At 43.7% G+C, this 21,214-nt stretch carries 13 protein-coding genes; 5 read left to right on the top strand and 8 right to left on the bottom strand.

The genetic code is table 11. From position 1 onward, the window contains the following. Positions 1-33 precede the first annotated feature (33 nt). The 4 genes from F7R58_RS04275 to F7R58_RS13125 form a co-directional block, all read right to left on the bottom strand. Positions 34-2,376 carry a BamA/TamA family outer membrane protein gene (locus tag F7R58_RS04275; RefSeq protein WP_158063710.1) on the bottom strand — a complete coding sequence of 781 codons (2,343 nt, stop codon included), beginning with the start codon at positions 2,374-2,376 and terminating at the stop codon, positions 34-36. After that, entirely contained in the window at positions 2,376-7,388 is a 5,013-nt protein-coding gene (locus tag F7R58_RS04270; RefSeq protein WP_158063709.1) for a translocation/assembly module TamB, read from the bottom strand. The genes F7R58_RS04275 and F7R58_RS04270 overlap by 1 nt, the downstream gene beginning before the upstream one ends. 369 nt (positions 7,389-7,757) lie before the next feature. Then, positions 7,758-8,210, bottom strand: a complete 453-nt coding sequence (locus tag F7R58_RS04265; protein WP_158063708.1) for a hemerythrin domain-containing protein — start codon at positions 8,208-8,210, stop codon at positions 7,758-7,760. A gap of 49 nt (positions 8,211-8,259) precedes the next feature. Then, the gene (locus tag F7R58_RS13125) at positions 8,260-8,454 is read right to left on the bottom strand and encodes a KOW motif-containing protein (RefSeq protein ID WP_158063707.1); all 195 of its coding nucleotides are present in this window, start codon (positions 8,452-8,454) and stop codon (positions 8,260-8,262) included. Between the two features lie 153 nt (positions 8,455-8,607). Between F7R58_RS13125 and F7R58_RS04255 the strand changes: the two genes are divergently transcribed. After that, positions 8,608-10,803, top strand: a complete 2,196-nt coding sequence (locus tag F7R58_RS04255) for a B12-binding domain-containing radical SAM protein (RefSeq protein WP_158063706.1) — start codon at positions 8,608-8,610, stop codon at positions 10,801-10,803. Positions 10,804-11,551: 748 nt separating this feature from the next. Here F7R58_RS04255 and lpdA read toward each other — a convergent pair. Both lpdA and recQ read right to left on the bottom strand, forming a co-directional pair. Further along, positions 11,552-12,955 carry a dihydrolipoyl dehydrogenase gene (lpdA, locus tag F7R58_RS04250; protein ID WP_158063705.1) on the bottom strand — a complete coding sequence of 468 codons (1,404 nt, stop codon included), beginning with the start codon at positions 12,953-12,955 and terminating at the stop codon, positions 11,552-11,554. A gap of 182 nt (positions 12,956-13,137) precedes the next feature. After that, positions 13,138-15,342, bottom strand: coding sequence for a DNA helicase RecQ (recQ, locus tag F7R58_RS04245; protein WP_158063704.1), 2,205 nt, complete (start codon positions 15,340-15,342; stop codon positions 13,138-13,140). A 228-nt stretch (positions 15,343-15,570) separates the two neighbouring features. Here recQ and F7R58_RS04240 point away from each other — a divergent pair, with 228 nt between their 5' ends. From F7R58_RS04240 to F7R58_RS04225, 4 genes are all read left to right on the top strand, one after another. Next, positions 15,571-16,530 carry an SIS domain-containing protein gene (locus F7R58_RS04240; protein WP_158063703.1) on the top strand — a complete coding sequence of 320 codons (960 nt, stop codon included), beginning with the start codon at positions 15,571-15,573 and terminating at the stop codon, positions 16,528-16,530. A gap of 97 nt (positions 16,531-16,627) precedes the next feature. Beyond that, the gene (tatC, locus tag F7R58_RS04235; protein WP_158063702.1) at positions 16,628-17,455 is read left to right on the top strand and encodes a twin-arginine translocase subunit TatC; all 828 of its coding nucleotides are present in this window, start codon (positions 16,628-16,630) and stop codon (positions 17,453-17,455) included. Between the two features lie 58 nt (positions 17,456-17,513). Beyond that, positions 17,514-18,809, top strand: a complete 1,296-nt coding sequence (tyrS, locus tag F7R58_RS04230) for a tyrosine--tRNA ligase (protein ID WP_158063701.1) — start codon at positions 17,514-17,516, stop codon at positions 18,807-18,809. 134 nt (positions 18,810-18,943) lie between these two features. Next, complete coding sequence (locus F7R58_RS04225) at positions 18,944-19,696, top strand: acyl-CoA desaturase (protein WP_158063700.1); 753 nt, start codon at positions 18,944-18,946, stop codon at positions 19,694-19,696. Between the two features lie 288 nt (positions 19,697-19,984). Here the strand turns inward: F7R58_RS04225 and F7R58_RS04220 are convergent, their stop codons facing one another. Both F7R58_RS04220 and F7R58_RS04215 read right to left on the bottom strand, forming a co-directional pair. Beyond that, positions 19,985-20,482, bottom strand: a complete 498-nt coding sequence (locus F7R58_RS04220) for a hypothetical protein (RefSeq protein ID WP_158063699.1) — start codon at positions 20,480-20,482, stop codon at positions 19,985-19,987. 198 nt (positions 20,483-20,680) lie between these two features. Further along, positions 20,681-21,094 carry a hypothetical protein gene (locus F7R58_RS04215; protein WP_158063698.1) on the bottom strand — a complete coding sequence of 138 codons (414 nt, stop codon included), beginning with the start codon at positions 21,092-21,094 and terminating at the stop codon, positions 20,681-20,683. Positions 21,095-21,214 lie beyond the last annotated feature (120 nt).

The following is a 21,214-nucleotide window of genomic DNA, read 5'->3' as shown; positions in this document are numbered from 1 at the left end:
TGCCTCTTTAGTATTAATTCTCAACGCAATATCTCAGAAAGGATAGCCGATTGCGATGTTGAGGATCAGATTATCACGGCGCCAGGCACTGCTTCCAAAATCAATCCTGTCAAAAGCCCAACGCTCATCCTCAGCATAATAAGGAACCCTAAGTGGCATGGCCAGGTCCAGGCGCAGAATGAGAATTGAAAAGTCCAAACGCAGACCGATCCCTGCTCCTACTGCCATCTCTTTAAAAAAATCACCTGAAAATTTACCGCCGGGTCTTTCCGGGTCTTCATTTACAAGCCAAACATTTCCGGCATCAGCAAATATAGCAGCATTAAGGAATTTATAAAGATTCGCACGGTATTCCAGATTCATCTCCAATTTAATATCTCCGGACTGATCAAAGAAAAAAGAGGCGTTCTGCACGCGCGGATCATAACTGCCCGGCCCAAGGGTCCTGGCCCGGAATGCCCGTATGCTGTTGCTTCCTCCCACAAAGAATTGCTTTACATACGGAATGGTGGTACTGTTTCCGTAAGGGTAGCCAAGACCCGCAATTACCCGGGAAGCGATTGAGGACTTATCGCCCACCTTTCGGTAATAACGGAAGTCATGCTCCATCTTCGCATACTGACTGAAAGGAATGCCGAAAAGCTCTTTCTGGCTACCCTCTTTAGCATTGGCGCCAGTTACAAGACCGGCAATGTTTCCCGCCAGGTCCACGCTACCTTTATAATATACCGTATTTTTTTTCGGAAGCATGGTGTTGGTGTAAGTATAAGTGTACGCAGGTCCGAAGATTAACTGTTTGTCTATCACGCGCTGAAGCGAAGGGTTTGCAGGAATTCCCGCCGCTGGATTACCTTCAATCTGTTCACGGTATTTATCACTCACATTTTGGGGAGCCACCAGCGTAACGTCCAAAACCTTGAGGTTATGCTCTTTCCTCTCATTTTCCTTCCACAAATAACCGAAGGAGGTATTGAAATTGTGAAGTGTATAGAGTCCTGTCCGGCTCAGGTACTCATAACCCAACTCTATATTGGTCCGGGGTACAAATGCGCTGGAAGATTCAAACCGGAAAGGCGCCACAATCCTGGGAATAGAAAGCTGTGCATTGGCACCCACCCTGATAATATTATTGGCATCTTTGGGGCCGCCAACCTGCACGTCAAAAGCACCATACACCGCACCTTTCAGCTGTTCGGCACCACGGAAGAGATTTCGGTGGGTCCAGTTGAGGTTAACCTCGCCGCCCGTATAATTGGCAGAACTCGTCTTACCTAAGGTTTCCAGTCGCAAGGACTGAAAAGGCCTTGGCGTAAGCAGATAATAGGCATCAAATTTATGGTTGAGCGAATCTGAAACGATGAATTCATTCTTTACGAATTTAAAAACACCCAGACTGATCAGACGGTTGAGCGAGAGGTTATGGTCTTTCCTGTTATAAAGGTCACCTTTGTCAAAGTACAACGCACGGTCAAATATTTTGGGCTTAAATTTATTCTCAGGGTCAATGATGTAAAGGTCGTCTATAACTTCCACCGAATCCGTATTATAGGGAATACCATATTTTCCCAGCTTGGCGTCAGCAATATTGTAGTCGGGAAAAACGATGGTTTTGTCTATGGTAAACTGCTCTTTGGCAAGTTGCGGAGTATTGTCTTTCAACTTTATGATAAGCTCTACTTTTGGATCTTTTGTTACGGTACTGTCGGCCTGCACCACAATATTGTCCGCGCCGAAATAATAGAAACCTTTGTCTTTAAGGTGTTCATCTATGCGCTCGCGTTCCGCTTTAATCACATCCAGATCAAAAGGATTGCCCGTCTTCAGGAATGATTTATCCTTAATAGACTGTATTTCTGCATTGATGACAGTTGAATCCTTCGGGTAGGTAACGTTGCTGATGAAATACCTTGCGCCGGGTTTCAGGGTGTAGGCAACTTTTGCCCGTCTGTTTTTCGAAATGGTATCCGAAGATGCACGTGCATTGAAGAACCCTTTGTTTTCAGAATAATTAACGATGATCTTTTCATTGAATTCACGATCCACATCCCCCAAAAGCACCGGTTTTTCACCAATTTTGTACTTCAGCCAGTTACGGAGTCCCTTTTCCTTTTTTGGCTCCTTTGTTATGTTATAGATATAAAGCTGAGGCCGCAAACCAAGAAAGGAAGAATTGGGTTTTGGCCGCAACTGATCCTTGAGCGCATCTTTCAGATTGGATTTTTCCTTTTTGCTTAAGGTATCGTTTACGATGTCGATGGTGGCGCCTGTGTAAAGTGTTTCGCCTTCTTTCAGAAAGCGCGTATTACTGCACGATGAAACCGTTAATGCTAAAGCTACGGCAGCTGCAGGCAAATATAATAAACTGGATTTCTTCATTATTTTGAAGTCGTGTTTTCGGTTTTGTTTTTTGTGTCTCTCTGTTTGCGGCTTCTTTCAAAAATCTCCCTGAATTTATCGTAATCCAAAGTAATAATGAAGCCCACGCCGGTTTCAATAACCTGCCCCTGCAGGGCGACCTGATAATCATTCTTGCGGTAAGCACGCAGCATATATCTGCCGTCTTTGGACAGGCTGTAATCCAAAGTTACATCGCCGGCAATATTAGTGGTTTGCTCATTTTTCCGGGTATCACCTAAAATGCCGAAATTATTGCCTACTGTCACTTTCAGGCGGTCATCGAAAAGTCTTTTGCTCAGATCCACATTGAGGTCTGTACGCTCATTTCTGTTTCCGCTGGAATAATCCTCAGTGGATTCCAGGTCAAAATTAAGTTCTACCCCTCCTACCAGATCTTCAGCCAGGTTATTTAACTGCTCGGAAAGTATCCTGCTCACACTTTGCTTCGCAATTGTGGAAGCAGAGAGTCCGGTCTCGCTTTGGAACGGATTTTCGCCAATGAAACGGTTCAGTAGAAGCAGCGCGAAAACCTGCTTGTTCATCTCAGCTTCTTCGCGTCGGAGCTGGTCCAGCTTAGCTCTCGTATTGTCTAATACCGTGGCTGAAACCGAACTGTTTTCCTCATCCGTTGTAATATCAAAACTAATAACCGGTTTCATGAGTTCTCCCTTCATCATCAGCAGGGTATTAAAAGGAATCCGCTGCTTGTATTGGTTGAGTTCAGTGCCGGTAACGCCGGTGAGTTGCTGCTGCAGCAGGTCCAGTGGTGCTGCATCGGTTTTGTATATGGCCGTCACATCCAGGTCAGCAGTGGTTGGTTCACCCGTCCAGGTTATCGTGCTTCCCTTTTGAATTTCAAATTTTCTTCTCAGCAGACTTACCGACATTTCGTAGGCACCCTGATCAACTTCATAAACACCTACAAGCGTGGTCTTTCCTGAAGGATCTATCCCGCCGGTCAGCTGTGCTTCACCCTGAAGTGCCACAAAATCTCCGTTGGCTTTGTCAATGAGCAGCGAGATCTTTGCTTCTTTGGTCACTTCAATGTTTACATTTACGTCCAGGCCTTTTATGTCACTTTGATTTGTGAGTGAATCTGCCGTAACAGTTTCCTGAAGGGCGATCTGGTCCTGGTCTATGAATTCCACTATACCTTCTCTGTCTTCCATTGCAGGTGATGACTGGGGTAATACAAATGTGAAATCTGTGACATCCGTTACAGCTATACTGCCATCTACCCTTGGCAAGTCAAGATCACCCCGGATACGGAGGCCGGCATCTACAGCAAGTACACCGTACATCAGTTTGTCATTATCTTTCCTGGAATCTACCACTTTGAAATCATCTGCATCAACATCAAGATTAAATGCAAATTCCCTGTATCTTTCAGTTAAAACTGACCCGTCAACCCTAATGGCATTTCCGCTTTCATCTTTAAGCTGGAAATCATTAAAATCAATCCCGTTTCTTGTAAAACTGATTTCATCATTGATATTTTTGAACTTAGTTCCCAACTGTGTGATCCCAAGACCTACATTATTAAACCTAACATCACCAAGAATGGAAGGTGCATCCAGATTACCTGCAATTTTGAGATCGCCGGAAAGATAACCTTCTGCATTTTCAATGGCATTGAGCGATAGCCCCTGAACCGTCTGCATCTGCAGCCTGTCCATATCCAGATTCATATCCAGAATGCCGGACGATGTATTATATGTCCCCAGAAGCTTAACATCATTATCATTACCGGAAACCTGTACATCGGCTCTCAGCAATTGAGAAGTTTCGCTGTTCACTTTTACATCCACATTACCCACCGGACTTCCGTACACAAAGAGGTCTGTTACCGCCAAATCCGAAGTGAAGGACATATTGTTTTTAAGATCCCGCAACTGCGCAGTACCGTTGATATTTCCCTTCGCGAGAAGCGAATCTTTTTTCAGGATTTCTGTAATGGATTCTATTTTGAAATCACGGATGGTTACATTGAGCGGACTGTTGGGAACATTGGATTCGGACTGCAACCGAATTTCACTTCCGGCGTTGGAGACCGCAAAATTATCAGCTACAATACCACGGCTGCCAATTCGCAGAGAATTGCCCGGTGCAACCTGCCAGTTGGTGTAATCCAGGATCAGTCCATCGGGATTAAGGCTGATTTCCGTCAGTTCGCCTAATTTCTCTGCGGTTCCGGCCAGTAAAAATTTGGTGGCATCCTTTTCATCTTTGGTTGATGCATTATAAGTGATAAGATTGTCCTTCACATTACCGTTCAGGTTTACCTTCATCAATGCGATACTCTCATTTTTGAATTCGTCGAGACTTACATCATATATCAAAGCATCACCAGCATTATTCACCGAAATCACACCACCTCTAATATCATTCTTTCCGTAGCTTACCTGAGGTATCTGACCATTTATCTGCAGCTGTCGGGTATCTGCCACATAATTTCCAGTAAGAACAACAGGTTCAAAGGAATTCAGTTCAGGAACAAAGCGGCGCAGCAAATCGTCATCCTTAATCTTTGCGCTGAAGGCGAAGAACTGGTTTGGATCCACTTTTGAAGCCGCAGCTCCCGGGCCTTGAAACTGATAATACTCATTTACCGTCTGCATTAGTGAGCCGAATATCTGCGTCAGTTTGTATTTTCCTGTCAGATCTACATCTGCTATCTGAGACTGCAGATTAATACTGTTACTGTCCGGTGTAGACCGCGCTGTGAGTGCTACTTCCTGCAGAGGATAGACATCCTTTGTATCTGAAATGGAAAAATTCCGCAGATAGAGGTAACCGTTTGGTGCGTCAGGGTCCAGACTCGTGAAATCACCAGCCAACTCACCCGCAAGAATCATCTGATCCTTATAAAAACCCAGTTTGTTGAGGTCCAGTTTCTGGATATTACCATTTACCCTGATGCTTGGATTATTTTCTTTGTAAACTCCTGAAGCACGCAGTTTTAAATTGGCATTCGGATCTTTGGAATCCAGGTTAATAACGTAAGCCCCACGGTTCACCGTGCCTGCAAGGTTCATATTCCTGTAGGTATAGCCGTTATAATATACAGAGGCAATATTTCCCTTTAAATTGGCGATGGCCCGGTTTGGATCGAAACTCTGGCCCTTAACAGCAATCTGCCCTGTGACGGAACGCAGGTCTTTATTCTGTATAATTGTTCCGATCTGTAGATTTTGCAAATTAGCCACGACATCATAGCGCTCCTGGTTTTTACGCCTCATGTCCAAAGCGGCCCGTATGGCGGCATTACCAAGAGTCGACGTTAATTTCAGGTTGGCATTTACGACCTGAGTACTTCCTTTAGCGATACCGGAAATCCTGAAAAAAGAGGGTAATGTGATATTAGCCGGCAATGTATTTTTAGGTAGCAAGTTTGTAACTGTGCGGGCATCGGATGAGAGTTCGCGGATGTTCAGGTCATAGAGAAGATTGTCCGGATTCATGGCATTCTTTACATTTCCCGACGCGTTGACCTTCAGCCTGTCAATCCCGGAAAGCTCCAGATACTGGATCTGCAGGTCATTCAGGCTGCCCCTAAGCCTTGTATTTACATTGACAACCGAATTAGGATATTTGTTAAACGGAACGGTATTCTGCAGGGATGGCACCAGCATCAAAATATCTGAAAATCCTACCTTTGAGTTGCGAAGATTTGCCGATATCCGTGCCGCCCCCGGATTGGCAGACAGCTGCTCAGTTGAATTGTAGTTCAATACCAGTTCATCGCGCAGAAGTGTCTTTGAAGTCTGCAAATAAAGATCCTTCAGATAAGCCTGTTTCTCACCATAAACAAAATCGGTTTCAAAACGCTGAATATCCAGTCCGCGACCTTCTTTAACCACCGCCGAATTTACCGTGCCGGCAAATGTTCCATCCTTCATCTGGAAGTTCCGGACCTCCATATCCAGTTTAGAGAAATTAAGATGGTTGAAATCCATACCGCGCCTCGTAACTGGTATTGCCGTATTATCGTACACCACGCGGACATCGTCAAATGTTAATCTGTTAAGCTGAAGTGCGAGAGGCCTGTCCGTGTTCTGATTATTTTTATCTGTGTTATCTTTGGTTGAAGCGCCTTTGGAACCCGGCATAAACATTTTCGCATTAATGTCAGCACCTTTCAGTGTCACATTATCTACAACAAAATCACTGTTCTGCAGGTCCAGTTTATTTACTTTCGAACTGAGTTCGGCGAATTTGACCTTACCGAATGTTTTTGTGTTATCATCACCATAATCAATATCGAAATTTGTCAGTTTAATCCTGTTAAGCCCCAACTGCATAGGCTTGCGCCGGTTCAGTGAATCAACAGTCTGTTCTACCTCCTCCGCAACTTCCTCCAGCAAATCCTGCTTTAAACGGAGTCGCAGTCCATCCATGAGGATGTCATTTACAGCATAGGAATTGTTCTGAAGGTCAAAAGTCCTGACGCGGGTATCAAAGGACTTAAAATATACACTCAGATCGTTGCGGGCCTGAAGATCCCGAAAGTTAACTCCAATATCCTGAAGCTTAATTTTGTCCAGTGAAATAATAAACGGCTTGGATTCACTCTCCTCAGCGTCCTTAGTGGCGAAAGCCTCCAGTATATAATCGAAATTAAAGTTACCGTTCTGACGGCGGATTACATTGGCACGTACTCCGGCCAGATCAACAGAGGTCAAATCTGCCGTACTTTTAAGAAGTTTGGGAATATGAAGACCAACATCCACTTTCCTGGCGAACAGCAAAGTATCTTTGTTCTGGTCCTGGAGGTAAAGATTTTCCATTACCAGGCTGTTGGGGAACGCCACAAAAACGCGTTCCAGTGTTACCTTGGTGTGAATTTTTTCCTCAAGATAGTTTACCAGTTTGACTTTTAGAAAATTCTGGACCGCCGGCAGCTGCAGGCTCAGGACTGCAAATACCACCAGAATGATGAGTGATCCTAAAGTTATACCGGCATATTTAAGGACTTTTTTAAAACTTTTCATGTGATATCAGACAATTTAGCAACAGTCGTGATGACAGCTTCATCAAAGATATCCTAAAAAAATTACAATTTATTCTCTACTACACTTTTATGAAACATTTTTTTTCAAAAAAGTTAATGTAAAACAACCAGACCCACACTCAGTAAAAAAGCTGAAGTATGCGCCTGGTTTAAGCAAAAAAGTAAGTCGGTAATTTTTTTATCATATCTTCAATTGTGACAAGCATGAAAACATCAGACCAAAATGGTCAGGAAGTGCGATAAAATCACGAATTTTTTAACATTTCAGCGGGCTGTAACCCGTGCTTATATTAAAAATATTAATGCTTCTTGTGCATTTAAATCAGTTAATGTTAAATTATACGATCTATCATCGCCAGAACTCATCTTTATAACCGTCGGTTTGAGGTTGATGAATAAGGTCCAGCTGTTTGCCTACTTCCGCGAGTTCGGGTTCAGTGAGAATAGTTTCAAAATGGGGAAACAAAACCCTTTCCTCAAAACGGATGTGCTCCTGAAGAAGTTCCGAAAATTCCATCAGGAGAGTTTCCCGGGGATCATCCGTAATACGGTTTACCAGGTGTTCAATTTGCCTGTGCTCATCCAAAGCCTTCATTGTAGGCGCATCTTCTCTTTTAATGAAAAGCACTTCCTCCTCTTCCTTAAAATGAGTTTTGAGGTGAGTGTTCCAAAAATAATCCAGATAAACGGAAATGCGCTTTGGGTCAATGTTTTTGCTTAGTCCCTGACGGATTTTCCAGCTGCACAGGAGACCGAAATGATGATCACGGGACAGCGGGACGATATTGGAATTTCTTTTCATTTTTATTTTCTTTAATTCGGTACAGTCATCAGCAGAACGGCTTAACAGGTCATTTTAGAACTGACTCAACATTTTTTGCTAAAGTTTTGAAACGGACCCCACTATCCTGTACAACAGTAATTGTTAACTGACCTGTTTTACTGACATTGGAATCCTGCACACTACCGGATTTCCCCTTATGTGTACCTCCGGTCACCCGGCACTGATCGCCGTTCTTTATAATTGAAGGTTCTGTTGAGTTCATTTCAGTCTTGCTTTCAGTAAATCTAAGCAAAATTCTGATTCTAAATGAAATCAGATTTATACAGCGTTCACAAGGAAGGAATACATATCGTACGGCGTCCCGTTAAACGCTGGTAGTATTGTCAATATTTCAATAAATTTGCAAAAAATATTCTTGAAAGATCTTCTCTTAATCACTCCCCCTTTTACCCAGCTGAACACGCCTTACCCCGCCACAGCCTATCTGAAGGGATTCCTGAACACAAAAAACATCTGCTCATTTCAGATGGACTTGGGTATAGAGGTGATTCTTGAGCTTTTTTCAAAGGACGGACTGGCGAAAGTGTTTGAAGGTGTTAGTGATGTATCCGCTCTCTCAGAAAACAGCAGTCGGATTTTTGCAATGCGCGATGAGTATGTAAATACCATAGATCAGGTGACGCTTTTTCTGCAAAACCGAAACCCTACCCTGGCCAGACAGATCTGCACAATGAATTTCCTGCCGGAAGCCTCGCGGTTCAATGCGCTGGATGATCTGGATTATGCATTTGGTAACATGGGACTGCAGGACCGGGCAAAACATTTGGCCACGCTGTATCTAGAAGACCTTTCAGATTTTATTATCGAAAACATTGACCCCGATTTCGGCTTCAGCCGTTACGCAGAACGCATCGGCCAAAGTGCCAATTCATTTGATGAACTGTATGCGAAACTTCAGGGTAATCCGACCTTCACCGACCAGTTTACATTAAAAATTCTGAAGAAAAGAATTGATGAGATTCAGCCGAAGATAGTTTGTTTTTCCGTGCCTTTTCCGGGAAATCTGTATTCAGCTTTCAGAGCTGCCCAATTTATAAAACAAAATTATCCGGAAGTGAAGACGGCCATGGGCGGCGGATTTCCCAATACGGAACTGCGCGATCTGAAAGATGCCCGAGTATTTGAGTTTTTTGACTTCATAACACTGGACGACGGCGAACTGCCCATCCAACTGCTTCATGCGCACGTTTGTGGTTTAACACAGAGTGCGGAGCCAGAATTTAAAAGGACATTCCTGCTGCAGAACGGCGAAACTGTTTATAAAGACAATTCTATCCGACCTGATTATAAAATGGCTTATACAGGCACACCTGATTACAGCGATTTGCTGCTGGAAAGCTATATCTCGGTAATTGAAGTGGCCAACCCTATGCACAGTTTGTGGAGCGACGGAAGGTGGAATAAGCTTACGATGGCACACGGCTGCTATTGGGGCAAGTGCACCTTCTGCGATATTTCACTGGACTACATCAAGACCTATGAGCCTGTTTCGGCCAAAATTCTTGTAGACCGTATGGAAATCTTAATTGCGGAAACCGGGGAATCAGGTTTTCATTTTGTTGATGAAGCTGCTCCGCCGGCACTTATGCGTGAGGTAGCGCTGGAAATCCTGAGACGAAAACTGGTGGTGACCTGGTGGACCAATATCAGGTTTGAGAAAAGTTTTACCGGCGACCTTTGTTATCTGCTCAAACTTTCCGGCTGCATTGCCGTTTCCGGCGGCCTGGAAGTGGCCAGTGACCGCCTGTTGAAACTGATTGACAAAGGAGTTTCGGTGGAGCAGGTAGCCAAAGTGACGCGGAATTTTACCGAAGCCGGAATTATGGTGCATTCCTACCTGATGTACGGTTACCCTACACAAACGGTGCAGGAAACCGTAGATTCGCTGGAGATGGTGCGGCAACTATTTGAAATAGGTATTGTACAAAGTGGCTTCTGGCATCAGTTTGCCATGACAGCACATTCGCCGGTAGGAAAGAATCCGGAGGAGTTTGGCGTACAGCCTGTACTTCAGGACATTCGGTTTGCGAATAATGACGTTCAGTTCACAGACAAGACAGGAATCGATCACAGCCGTTTCAGCGCGGGTTTGAGAAAGTCGATCTTCAATTATATGCACGGAATAAATTTTGACCTGCCACTGCGCGAATGGTTTGATTTCAAAATTCCAAAAACAACTATTCCTCCCACTTATATCCATGACTGCCTGCTGGATGAGGAGAATTTTACTTTTAAAGGAAGCTCGAAAGTGATTTTCACAAATACAAATCCGCAGGCTGAACATTACAGTAAAACCAGGAAAGGCCAGACCACATTATTTACACAACTGACCTTTCACTTGAAAACCAACAGAGTGACTGTGGAACTGGAAGAAGCTAAAGCGGGGTGGTTGATGAAAGTTATGGCCGAAAATCCTGTTGAAAATGCCCGCAAACTCACCCTGCAAGAGCTGAAGAGCAACTTTGAGGCAGAATTTGAGGATTTTGAGCTGTTTTGGTTTTCAAAACCGATGCAAAAACTCAGACATAGCGGGGTGATACTGATTCTTTGAGCAGAATTTTTCACGCAGATCAATATATTATATAGTTTGCAGATGACGCGATTGCGCAGATGTTTACTGTGAATATCGGTGTGATCTGTGAGCAATCTTATTCACGCAGAATATTATATTTTATGCCCGCAGATTACGCGGATTGCGAAGATGATATCTGTGAGTATCTATGTGATCTGTGAGCGGTATTTTTCACGCAGATTCACGCAGATTATTATATTTTATGCCCGCAGATTACGCGGATTGCGCAGATGATATCTGTGAATATCTGTGTGATCTGTGAGCGGTATTTTTCACGCAGATTCACGCAGATTATTATATTTTATGCCCGCAGATTACGCGGATTGCGCAGATCTAATCTGTGAATATCTGTGTGATCTGTGAGCAATATTTTTCACGCAGATTCACGCAGATTATTATATTTTATGTCTGCAGATTACGCAGATTGCGCAGATGTTTACTGTGAATATCGGTGTGATCTGTGAGCAATCTTTTTCACGCAGATTCACGCAGATTATTATATTTTATGTCTTCAGATTATGCGGATTGCGCAGATCTAATCTGTGAATATCTGTGTAATCTGTGAGCGGTATTTTTCACGCAGATTAGCGCAAATTAACTTTTTAATGCCTGCAGATTACGCAGATATTCTACTCTCAAGACTCAACGATTCCTATCCCAAACAAAAATCCGCCTCAATTGGGTATTGAGACGGATGATTTTATTAGCGATGGCTGTTTGCCTCTGATTACATGTGTATCGCAATTTTTGCGGTAGCGTCCAGTGCTGCTTCCTTGATGGCTTCTGCAAAGGTTGGGTGCGCGTGCGACATTCTTGCGATATCTTCGGCACTTGCACGGTATTCCATGGCGGTTACAGCAGCAGCGATCATATCGGCCGCTCTGGCGCCGATCATGTGTACTCCCAAAACCTCGTCTGTCTTCTCGTCGGCAATGATTTTAACAAATCCGTCAACATCGCCTGAAGCCCTGCTTCTGCCTAATGCACGCATTGGGAAACTGCCCACTTTAATGGCTACACCTTCTTCCTTAAGCTGCTCTTCCGTCTTACCAACAGCGGCCACTTCCGGCCAGGTATAAACTACGCCAGGGATAAGGTTATAATTGATGTGTGGTTTCTGTCCGGCAATCTGCTCGGCTACAAGTACTCCTTCTTCAGACGCCTTATGTGCCAACATAGCTCCCGTAACCACATCACCGATTGCGTAGATATTGGAAACGTTGGTCTGCAAATGTTCATCCGTTTTCACGCGACCTCTCTCATCCATATCCACACCGGCTTTTTCCAGTGCAAGGCCGTCAGTATAAGGTCTTCTGCCCACCGAAACAAGAACGTAATCTCCTTCCACCACTACTTCAGCACCTTTTTTATCTTTTGCAGTTACTTTTACAGTGTCGCCACTTCTTTCAACCGCCTGCACCGCTGTGGAAAGCATGAATTTCATACCCTGCTTTCTGAGAACTTTGTTAAGCTCCTTGGACAAAGCACCATCCATTGTAGGAATGATCTTATCCATAAATTCAACAACAGTAACCTCTGATCCTAATCTCTTATAAACAGAACCCAGTTCCAGACCGATGACACCACCGCCGATGACCACCAGATGTTTTGGAATTTCCTTAAGTTCCAGAGCTTCTGTAGAAGTGATCACTCTCTCCTTATCCAAAGTGATGAATGGAAGTGAGCTGGGTTTGGAACCTGTTGCGATAATGATGTATTTTGAGTCTAAGGTTTCAGTGGAACCGTCGTTTTTGGTAACCTTAACCTGAGTGGAAGATTCAAAACTTCCCACCCCTTCGAAAACGGTGATCTTGTTTTTGTCCATCAGGAAGTTGATCCCTTTGGTGGTTTGCTCCACTACTTCATTTTTTCTTTCAATCATCCGTGCAAGATCAGCTTTTGGCTCATCGATGATGATTCCGTGAGAGGCAAAGTTATGTTTTGCGTTTTCAAAATGTTCTGAACTGTCCAGGAGCGCTTTGGAAGGAATACAACCTACATTGAGGCAGGTACCGCCCATGGTGGGATATTTCTCAATGATTGCAGTTTTTAAACCCAACTGTGCGCAACGGATTGCAGCTACGTAACCACCGGGACCTGAACCGATAACGGTAACATCAAATTGACTCATTTTATTTTGATTTGATAATTAAAAATTAAGTGGCACAAAATTACGAAAATTTTGAAGCAAAACTTGTACGGATACGCACAATTAACAAATGTAGGAAGCGACAAAAAATCAAAACAAAAAAAATTCCGGCACCCAGGAGATGCCGGAAAAATTTATCTTTCTTCAGCGTGAAGCCAAAGGCATTAATTGGCTACATCCGAAATAAATTTGATACGGAGCATACGAACCTCATCATCACTAAGGTCGTCACCAAATTCATTGAGCAATACTTTCATACTGTCACTTTCGGAGCCTTTCATAAAGTCCATGAATTCCTCTACAATATCCTCATCAAAATTCTCATCGATGTAATAGTCAATCTTAAGTTTGGTACCCTGATATACAATACTTTCCATTTCCTTAAGGAGGTCGTGCATACTGAGGTTCTTCGCTTTGGCAATGTCTTCCAGGTCAATTTTCTTATCGGTACTCTGGATGATGAACACCTTGTGGGATGACTTGTTTGCCACCTGCTTGATAACCATGTCCTGTGTACGTTCAATATTGTTTTCCTCTACATACCTGCTGATGAATTCAGCGAATTCCTTACCGTATTTTCTGGCCTTGCCCTCGCCTACGCCATAAATCTTACCGATTTCCTCAATCTTAATCGGATACTGAACAGTCATATCTTCCAGACTGGGATCCATGAACACCGTGTAAGGCGGAATTCCGTGTTTTTTAGCCACCTTTTTACGAAGATCTTTCAGTTGCGCAAACAGGTTTTGATCCAGTCCACCACCCTGCTGACCCTGCATTTGGTCTGAATTGGCCTTAGTCTGTGCAAGATCGTACTGCCTGTCTTCGGCAATTTGGAAAGCTTCAGTATCTTTCCCTGAAATTACATTCGAACCTTTTTCGGTAACCTTAAGAACCCCGTAGGTCTCAATGTCTTTTTGGAGATAATTCTGAACGGTAGCCTGACGGATAATTGATTTCCAGAAATTCTCAGGTTTATCCCTGCCCATGCCGAAATGTCTTCCGGATTCCAGTTTATAAGATTTGGTAACAGAATTTTCTTTACCGACAATCACCGAGATGAGGTCTTTAGTTTTAAATTTTTCATCCAGCTCTTTCACCATCTCCAGGACCATCTTCAGCTCGGCCGTAGCATCCACCAACTTGGGTGGATTTACAGAGTTGTCGCACATTTGCGCTCCCTCGCCCTTTACAGGATCAAACTTTTCGCCGAAATAATGCAGTATGTACTGGCGGCGGCTCATGGAGGTTTCCACATAACCCACCACTTCGTTCAGCAGCTGCAGGCCAATTTCGCGCTCTGAGACAGGTTTTTGGGCCAGGAACTTTTCCAGCTTCTCAATGTCTTTGGGATCGTAGAAAGCCAGGCAGTGACCCTCGCCACCATCCCTGCCGGCACGGCCGGTCTCCTGGTAATAACTCTCCAGGGATTTTGGAATATCATAGTGAATAACAAATCGTACATCCGGCTTGTCAATACCCATACCGAAAGCGATGGTAGCCACAATTACATCAGCCTCCTCCATCAGGAACTTATCCTGATTGGCTACCCTGGTTTTCTGGTCCAGACCCGCATGATAAGGCAGTGCGTTGATTCCGTTCACCTGCAGCAGCTGAGCAAACTCTTCTACCTTCCGGCGGCTCAGGCAGTACACAATTCCGGACTTCCCTTTATGCTGATTTATGAAGCGGACAATTTCCTTGTCAATGTTGACCTTCGGGCGTACTTCATAAAAAAGGTTAGGCCGGTTAAAACTTTCCTTAAACACTTTCGCATCGGTCATTCCAAGTGTTTTCTGAATATCGTCCTGCACCTTAGGTGTAGCAGTAGCGGTAAGCGCAATTACGGGAACATCGGCAACTTTGTCAATGATCAGCTTCAGATTGCGGTATTCCGGGCGGAAATCATGGCCCCACTCGGAAATACAGTGCGCCTCGTCAATGGCTACAAAGGAAATCTTAACCTCCTTCAGAAAGTCAAGATACTCTTCCTTGATGAGTGATTCGGGGGCAACATATAATAATTTGGTTCGTCCTGCGGTAATATCGTCGAAAACCTGCTTGGTTTGGGTCTTGTTAAGCGATGAGTTCAGGACATGGGCTACGCCGGGATCCGAGGAGAGGCCGTTCACGGCATCTACCTGATTTTTCATCAGGGCGATCAGCGGTGAGACTACGATTGCGGTTCCCTCCGAAATAAGGGCGGGCAACTGGTAGCAAAGGGATTTTCCGCCACCCGTAGGCATAAGCACAAAAACATCATTGCCTCCCAGCAGGGTAGTGATGATTTCTTTCTGCTGACCTTTGAATTTTGAAAATCCGAAATATTTTTTAAGTTCGCCTGTTAGTTCGGCGGAAGTTATTTTCATCTTATTATTCATTTTAAGACCGTAAGCGGGCTTTACCACTAAGGTCTTTCTACATCCACATTCTGTATTCAGTAAACGTAATTCGTTTAAAGTTTTCTAAATTTGCAAATAAGCCAAAGTTAACAAATTAAAATCACAAACTCAATCTATGGAGTCGATTTTCAACGCGTTAACACAAAAAAATAAATGATATAAATCATATCCAAATTCCATCCCAAATATCTGAAAATGAATCCGGAAAAAATCCTCGATATTGCCAGGTCTGCAGTAAGCATTGAAATACAGGAACTCGAAAATCTTAAAAACCGTCTGGATCACCATTTCCTTAAAGCCGTGGAGATTATAAACGGCGCTGCAGGAAAACTTATTGTTGTGGGAATAGGCAAATCTGCCCATGTAGGAAATAAAATTGTAGCTACCCTTAATTCTACCGGTACACCGGCACAGTTTCTTCACGCGTCGGAAGCCATACACGGCGACCTGGGTGTCATTCAGAAAAGCGATGTGGTGCTTTGCATTTCCAACAGCGGCAATTCGCCCGAAATCGTAAACCTGCTGCCATTTCTGAAAGAATATTCGTCAGCCCTTATTGGCATGACCGGAAATCCCAATTCTAAACTGGCTGAATTTTCGGAGGTCATCCTGGACTCTTCTGTAGAAAAGGAAGCCTGCCCCATAAAACTGGCACCCACCAGCTCCACCACCGTGCAGATGTCTTTGGGTGACGCTTTGGCCGTTTGCCTAATGGAAATTAGTGGCTTCCGCGAGCAGGATTTTGCCAGGTTCCATCCCGGTGGCAGCCTGGGGAAAAACCTCACCGCCCGCGTAAAACAGTTCCTTTCTCCGCAGAAACCACAGGTTACCGAAGATGCCGGCATCAGAGAAATCATTATTTCAGTAAGCGGTTCCTCGCACGGAATTACAGTGGTCACCCGTGACCAGGAAATCGTTGGTGTTATTACCGACGGTGATCTGCGCCGTATGCTGATGCGCGAAGAAGATGTCTCGAAAGTCACTGCCAAAGAAATTATGAGCCACCATCCTAAAAGCATCGACAAAGAGGAACTGGCCAAAGTGGCTATGGCTATCCTTAAAGAGCGGAATATCGGGCAGCTGATCGTTACAGACCAGGGACAGTATTTTGGCATCATCGACATCCACAGGCTACTGGATGAAGGCATCAATTAGTAACTGGTTTTCCTGAACCCAGCCTGCCTATTATCCCGCAGAAATCAGTATTTTTGCAGCTTCCGTTTTCATATGCTGAATGCCGGAACCCAATAAAATGAGCGAAGGAAAAGACATGTCCTTTATGGGACACATTGGCGAACTGCGCGGCCACCTGATCAGATGTATCATAGCGATAGTCATAGGTGCGCTGGTGGTAGGTTTCAATATTGAATGGATTATGGACCAGGTATTTTTCGGTCCGGTGCGAAATGATTTTCCCACATTTCAGGTGATCAATATGCTGTCCAGGCAAATGAGCGGTGTGGATGCCATGATACTTCCGGATGATTTTCCGGTTCGTGTACAGAAACTCTACCAGCAGTTTAATGTGATGATGTCCGTCTCCTTCCTGGGTGGCGTGGTACTGGCCTTTCCTTATATTGTTTGGGAACTCTGGCGCTTTATATCACCAGCTCTCCGGCCTCAGGAAAAAAACAATTCGCTGATGCTGATTAACTCCGTATGGATCCTGTTCCTTCTGGGCATTCTTTGCGGATATTATCTTATCCTGCCCTTTGCCATCAACTTTGCCGTACTTTTCAAAATTTCTGATATCATTGAACCTCTGTATGACCTTTCTGATTACACGGCCCTGTTTTTCCAGATTGTTCTCGGTATGGGAATCGTATTCCTATTTCCGGTGATCGTCTATTTCCTGACAACCATCGGCATCCTGACGCCAAAATTCCTCAGGACTTACAGGCGACATGCCATAGTGCTTATTATGATCATTGCAGCGGTTATTACGCCGGCTGATGTCATCAGCATGATGATGGCTGCTATCCCACTTCTTATTCTTTTTGAATTCAGTATCGCACTTAGTGCACGCACCTTTAAACGCCTGCAGAAAACTGAAGTTTTGGCCACCCGGAAGGCAGAGTGATATCCGAACCAAAATTTCAGGCTGTTATAACATTATATTTACCCAAAATTTTATAGAAATGAATCCTTTTATCGAAGAACTTAAATGGCGAGGACTTTACGCAGACATGATGCCCGGAACTGATGAACAGTTGAATAAGGAAGTTACGTCGGCATATATAGGTTTTGACCCCACAGCGGATTCACTGCATATAGGAAGTCTGATTCCGATTAAAGTTCTGGCCCATTTCCAGCAGCACGGCCATAAGCCGATTGCTCTTGTGGGCGGTGCCACCGGTATGATTGGCGATCCGTCCGGCAAATCCAGCGAAAGAAACCTCCTGGACGAAGCAACACTGAATCATTATGTAGACTGCATCAAGGCGCAACTTTCAAAATTCCTCAACTTTGAAGGTGAGGAAGAGAACAGAGCCGAGCTCGTGAACAATTACGACTGGATGAAGGAATTCAGCTTCCTTGATTTTGTACGCGATGTGGGCAAGAACCTGACCGTTAACTATATGATGGCCAAGGAATCAGTAAAGAAGCGGATTACAGGCGAAAACGGTGCCGAGGGGATGAGTTTTACAGAATTTACTTATCAGTTACTGCAGGGCTATGATTTCCTGCACCTTTACAAAAACAATAACGTGAAGCTGCAGATGGGCGGCTCGGACCAGTGGGGAAACATCACCACGGGAACGGAACTTATCCGCAGAAAGGTACAGGGCGAAGCCTTTGCCTTAACGGTTCCGCTTATCACCAAGGCTGATGGCTCCAAATTCGGGAAATCTGAAAGTGGCGAGAATTACTGGCTGGATCCCAAAAGGACTTCTCCCTACCGTTTCTACCAGTTTTGGGTAAATGCGACCGATGAGGATGCCGAACGTTTTATAAAATTCTACACCTTCCTGGGCAAAGAAGAAATTGAAAGTCTGATAGAGGAGCATAAGCAGGCTCCCCATGAAAGGAAACTTCAGAAAAAACTGGCGGAAGAAGTGACGGTTTGGGTACACAGCCGCGAAGATTTTGAAAAAGCAGTGAAGGCCTCGGATATACTTTTCGGGCGTTCTACGGCAGAAGACCTTAAAAATCTTGATGAACATACCTTTCTTGAAGTGTTCGACGGAGTGCCACAGAAGGATATTTCAAAAGCGGAACTGATCGGATCCAACATCATTGACCTTATCTCTGAGAAATCAGGTTTCCTGAAGTCTAAAGGTGAAGCCAGGAGGGAGCTGCAAAGCAATTCCATCTCCATCAATAAAGACAAAGTAGACGACACGTTTGAAGTTTCTGAAGCAGATTTAATTGACGGGAAATTCCTGCTGCTGCAGAAAGGAAAGAAGAATTATTTCATCGTGAAAGCAGTGTAAACACACCATATAACACCTATAAAAGCCGCAAATTTTTTGCGGCTTTTATTGTATGCATAGTGTAAGGTGGAGCTACAGACCATGATTTTACTGTATTCGGCGTAACTTTATGGCTTCATATATTCTTTCATTTCATGACCATCCTTATTTTTATTGCAGTCCTTTGGTATTCCGGACTTTTTTTCCAAACCTTCTTCCTCCACCGCTACGCCGCTCATCAAAGTTTTAAAATGTCCCGTTTTGGCGAAAAGCTATGTTATGTCCTCACCTGGATCACACAGGGATCCAATTATCTTTCGGCTTATGGCTATGGTGTCATGCACCGCATGCATCATGCCTACGCCGACACTGAAAAAGATCCGCACTCGCCGAAATACGACCATAACCTTTTCACAATGATGTGGCGTACGAAATCCATTTATCAGCAGATTAACCAGCAAAAGGTAGCTATAGAAGAAAAATTCACCAAGAACGTTCCGAAGTGGGAAGCGTTTGACCGCTTTGCAAGTTCATGGTTTTCCAGACTTGTCTGGGCGGCCGGCTATACCGCCTTCTTTTATATTTTCGCTACGGCCTGGTGGCAGTGGCTCTTACTTCCTGTTGCTTATATGATGGCGCCTATTCACGGCGTGATCATCAACTGGTTCGGGCACATTTACGGCTATGTGAACTTTAAAGTTTCAGATACCTCTAAAAACCTTTTCAGATTCGACTGGCTGATGATGGGCGAAGGTTATCACAACAATCACCACAAACACGGCAGCAGAGCCAACTTTGGCGGCGTAAGATGGCACGAGATAGATGTGACCTACTACATTATGCTTCTGCTGGACAAAATGAGGCTTATTAAGCTGAAGCCAGTCGCAAAAGTAGAGCGCGAACTATAAATTAAAACAGTCAATTTAAACTCCCGGAAAGAACATTTCCGGGAGTTGTTATTTGCTTTGGATTGCTAATCTTTTATTTATTGAAATCCACCACCGTCTTGGCCATCAGGTTGATACTTTAGCGGTATCTACAGTTTTCTGTTCGTCACTTGCAAAAATCCTTGCGATAAGTCTGGAATCCATTTACACCTTCACCGGTTGTAGCAAGAAGTACTGCTCCTACAGAACTGTTTACGATTTGCGGCTCCTTTCCCCTTTCATCTCGTCTCTATTTGATTCCTATATGCTTCAATCAATAAATATGTAAATTTCATTTGAATACATCTCCTCGTCTTTATCCAAGTATTGTCTTTTAAAAAATGAGAGCTTATCTGAGTAATTAATGTATTCTAAAATATCATTTCCCACTTCACAGCGAGATAATTCGCGAACGTAAAAACTGTTAAAATATTCTTTAGTAGTAAAATGCAGACTCGGAGGAGTATAGCGATCGATGTTTTCTTCTAGCCAATCGAGGGTAATATTATTAATTTCGATCTTACACTTGGTAAATTCCAAATCTATATGTAAAAAAGGTATTAGAGAATCAGGTTTTCTTTTTTTATTACTAATAATATTGAGAATAGAAAATGACACCCTAACCCATTGATTCCGTTCCAAATTCATCAAACTGTCAATTTCATCAATATGTAGATTATTCCCACCCCAATTAGAAGCAGAGATGGTATCTGCCCACTTTGCGATACTTGATTGTATCATTTCATTATTAAGGATCGTTCCAGCCATTTTTTTTAAATCTTTTTCTTGGCTCTTGTTAAACCACTTGATTTTTCATGTCCTCCAAATACCATCACAAGATAAAGAAGAACTGTCCAAGAATGTATTTCTTCTTGAGGCAAATCCAGAGTCCCCGCTTCATATTCTACGACAAAAAACAACTCCCGAAAATAAATTTCCGGGAGTTTTATAATGACGAGCTAATTCTTATTTATTAAAATCCACCACCGTCTTGGCCATCAGGTTGATACCTTTGGCAGTATCAACAGCTTTCTGTTCACCGTTTACAAAAATCCTTACAATCAGTCTGGAATCGGCATCTACACCCTCTCCGGTTGCAGCAAGATGTACAGCTCCTACAGAACTGTTCACGATTTGCGGCTCACTGGACCAGGTAGTTCCGGGAACATTGAACTTGGTGCTTTGTACTGTACCTACCTGAGTAACCACCGCATTGATGTCTACCAGCGGAGTTGCCTGTACGGTAAAGGCTACGCTCAGCGTTTCGTTCGGGTCTTCTTCACGCTCCTTACAGGAGGAAAAAAGGCTTAATATAGTAACTGAAGCTATTAACGGTAACGTAAAACTGATCTTTTTACGGGAAAGAAGCGTTCTTTTCATGCCAAATTTTATTATTAACGGTCAAATATAGGATTTTTTGATAATAAAGTTTGACATTCTGAACATTATTTGCAATTAAATTACACCTTATTCCGGCCTTAATGACAATCCCCGGGCGTG

The sequence above is a fragment of the Chryseobacterium sp. genome (genome assembly GCF_008831505.1).
GTDB lineage: Bacteria > Bacteroidota > Bacteroidia > Flavobacteriales > Weeksellaceae > Marnyiella.
Note: the sequence above shows the minus strand (reverse complement) of the source record. Positions and strands in the feature narration are given on the sequence as shown.

Coding starts and splice junctions, on each gene's coding strand:
- F7R58_RS04215 (WP_158063698.1), bottom strand. CDS start 21,094: ATGAAAAGAACGCTTCTTTCCCGTAAAAAGATCAGTTTTACGTTACCG.
- F7R58_RS04220 (WP_158063699.1), bottom strand. CDS start 20,482: ATGGCTGGAACGATCCTTAATAATGAAATGATACAATCAAGTATCGCA.
- F7R58_RS04225 (WP_158063700.1), top strand. CDS start 18,944: ATGACCATCCTTATTTTTATTGCAGTCCTTTGGTATTCCGGACTTTTT.
- F7R58_RS04240 (WP_158063703.1), top strand. CDS start 15,571: ATGAATCCGGAAAAAATCCTCGATATTGCCAGGTCTGCAGTAAGCATT.
- F7R58_RS04265 (WP_158063708.1), bottom strand. CDS start 8,210: ATGAAAAGAAATTCCAATATCGTCCCGCTGTCCCGTGATCATCATTTC.
- tyrS (WP_158063701.1), top strand. CDS start 17,514: ATGAATCCTTTTATCGAAGAACTTAAATGGCGAGGACTTTACGCAGAC.
- F7R58_RS04275 (WP_158063710.1), bottom strand. CDS start 2,376: ATGAAGAAATCCAGTTTATTATATTTGCCTGCAGCTGCCGTAGCTTTA.
- F7R58_RS13125 (WP_158063707.1), bottom strand. CDS start 8,454: ATGAACTCAACAGAACCTTCAATTATAAAGAACGGCGATCAGTGCCGG.
- recQ (WP_158063704.1), bottom strand. CDS start 15,342: ATGAAAATAACTTCCGCCGAACTAACAGGCGAACTTAAAAAATATTTC.
- F7R58_RS04270 (WP_158063709.1), bottom strand. CDS start 7,388: ATGAAAAGTTTTAAAAAAGTCCTTAAATATGCCGGTATAACTTTAGGA.
- lpdA (WP_158063705.1), bottom strand. CDS start 12,955: ATGAGTCAATTTGATGTTACCGTTATCGGTTCAGGTCCCGGTGGTTAC.
- tatC (WP_158063702.1), top strand. CDS start 16,628: ATGAGCGAAGGAAAAGACATGTCCTTTATGGGACACATTGGCGAACTG.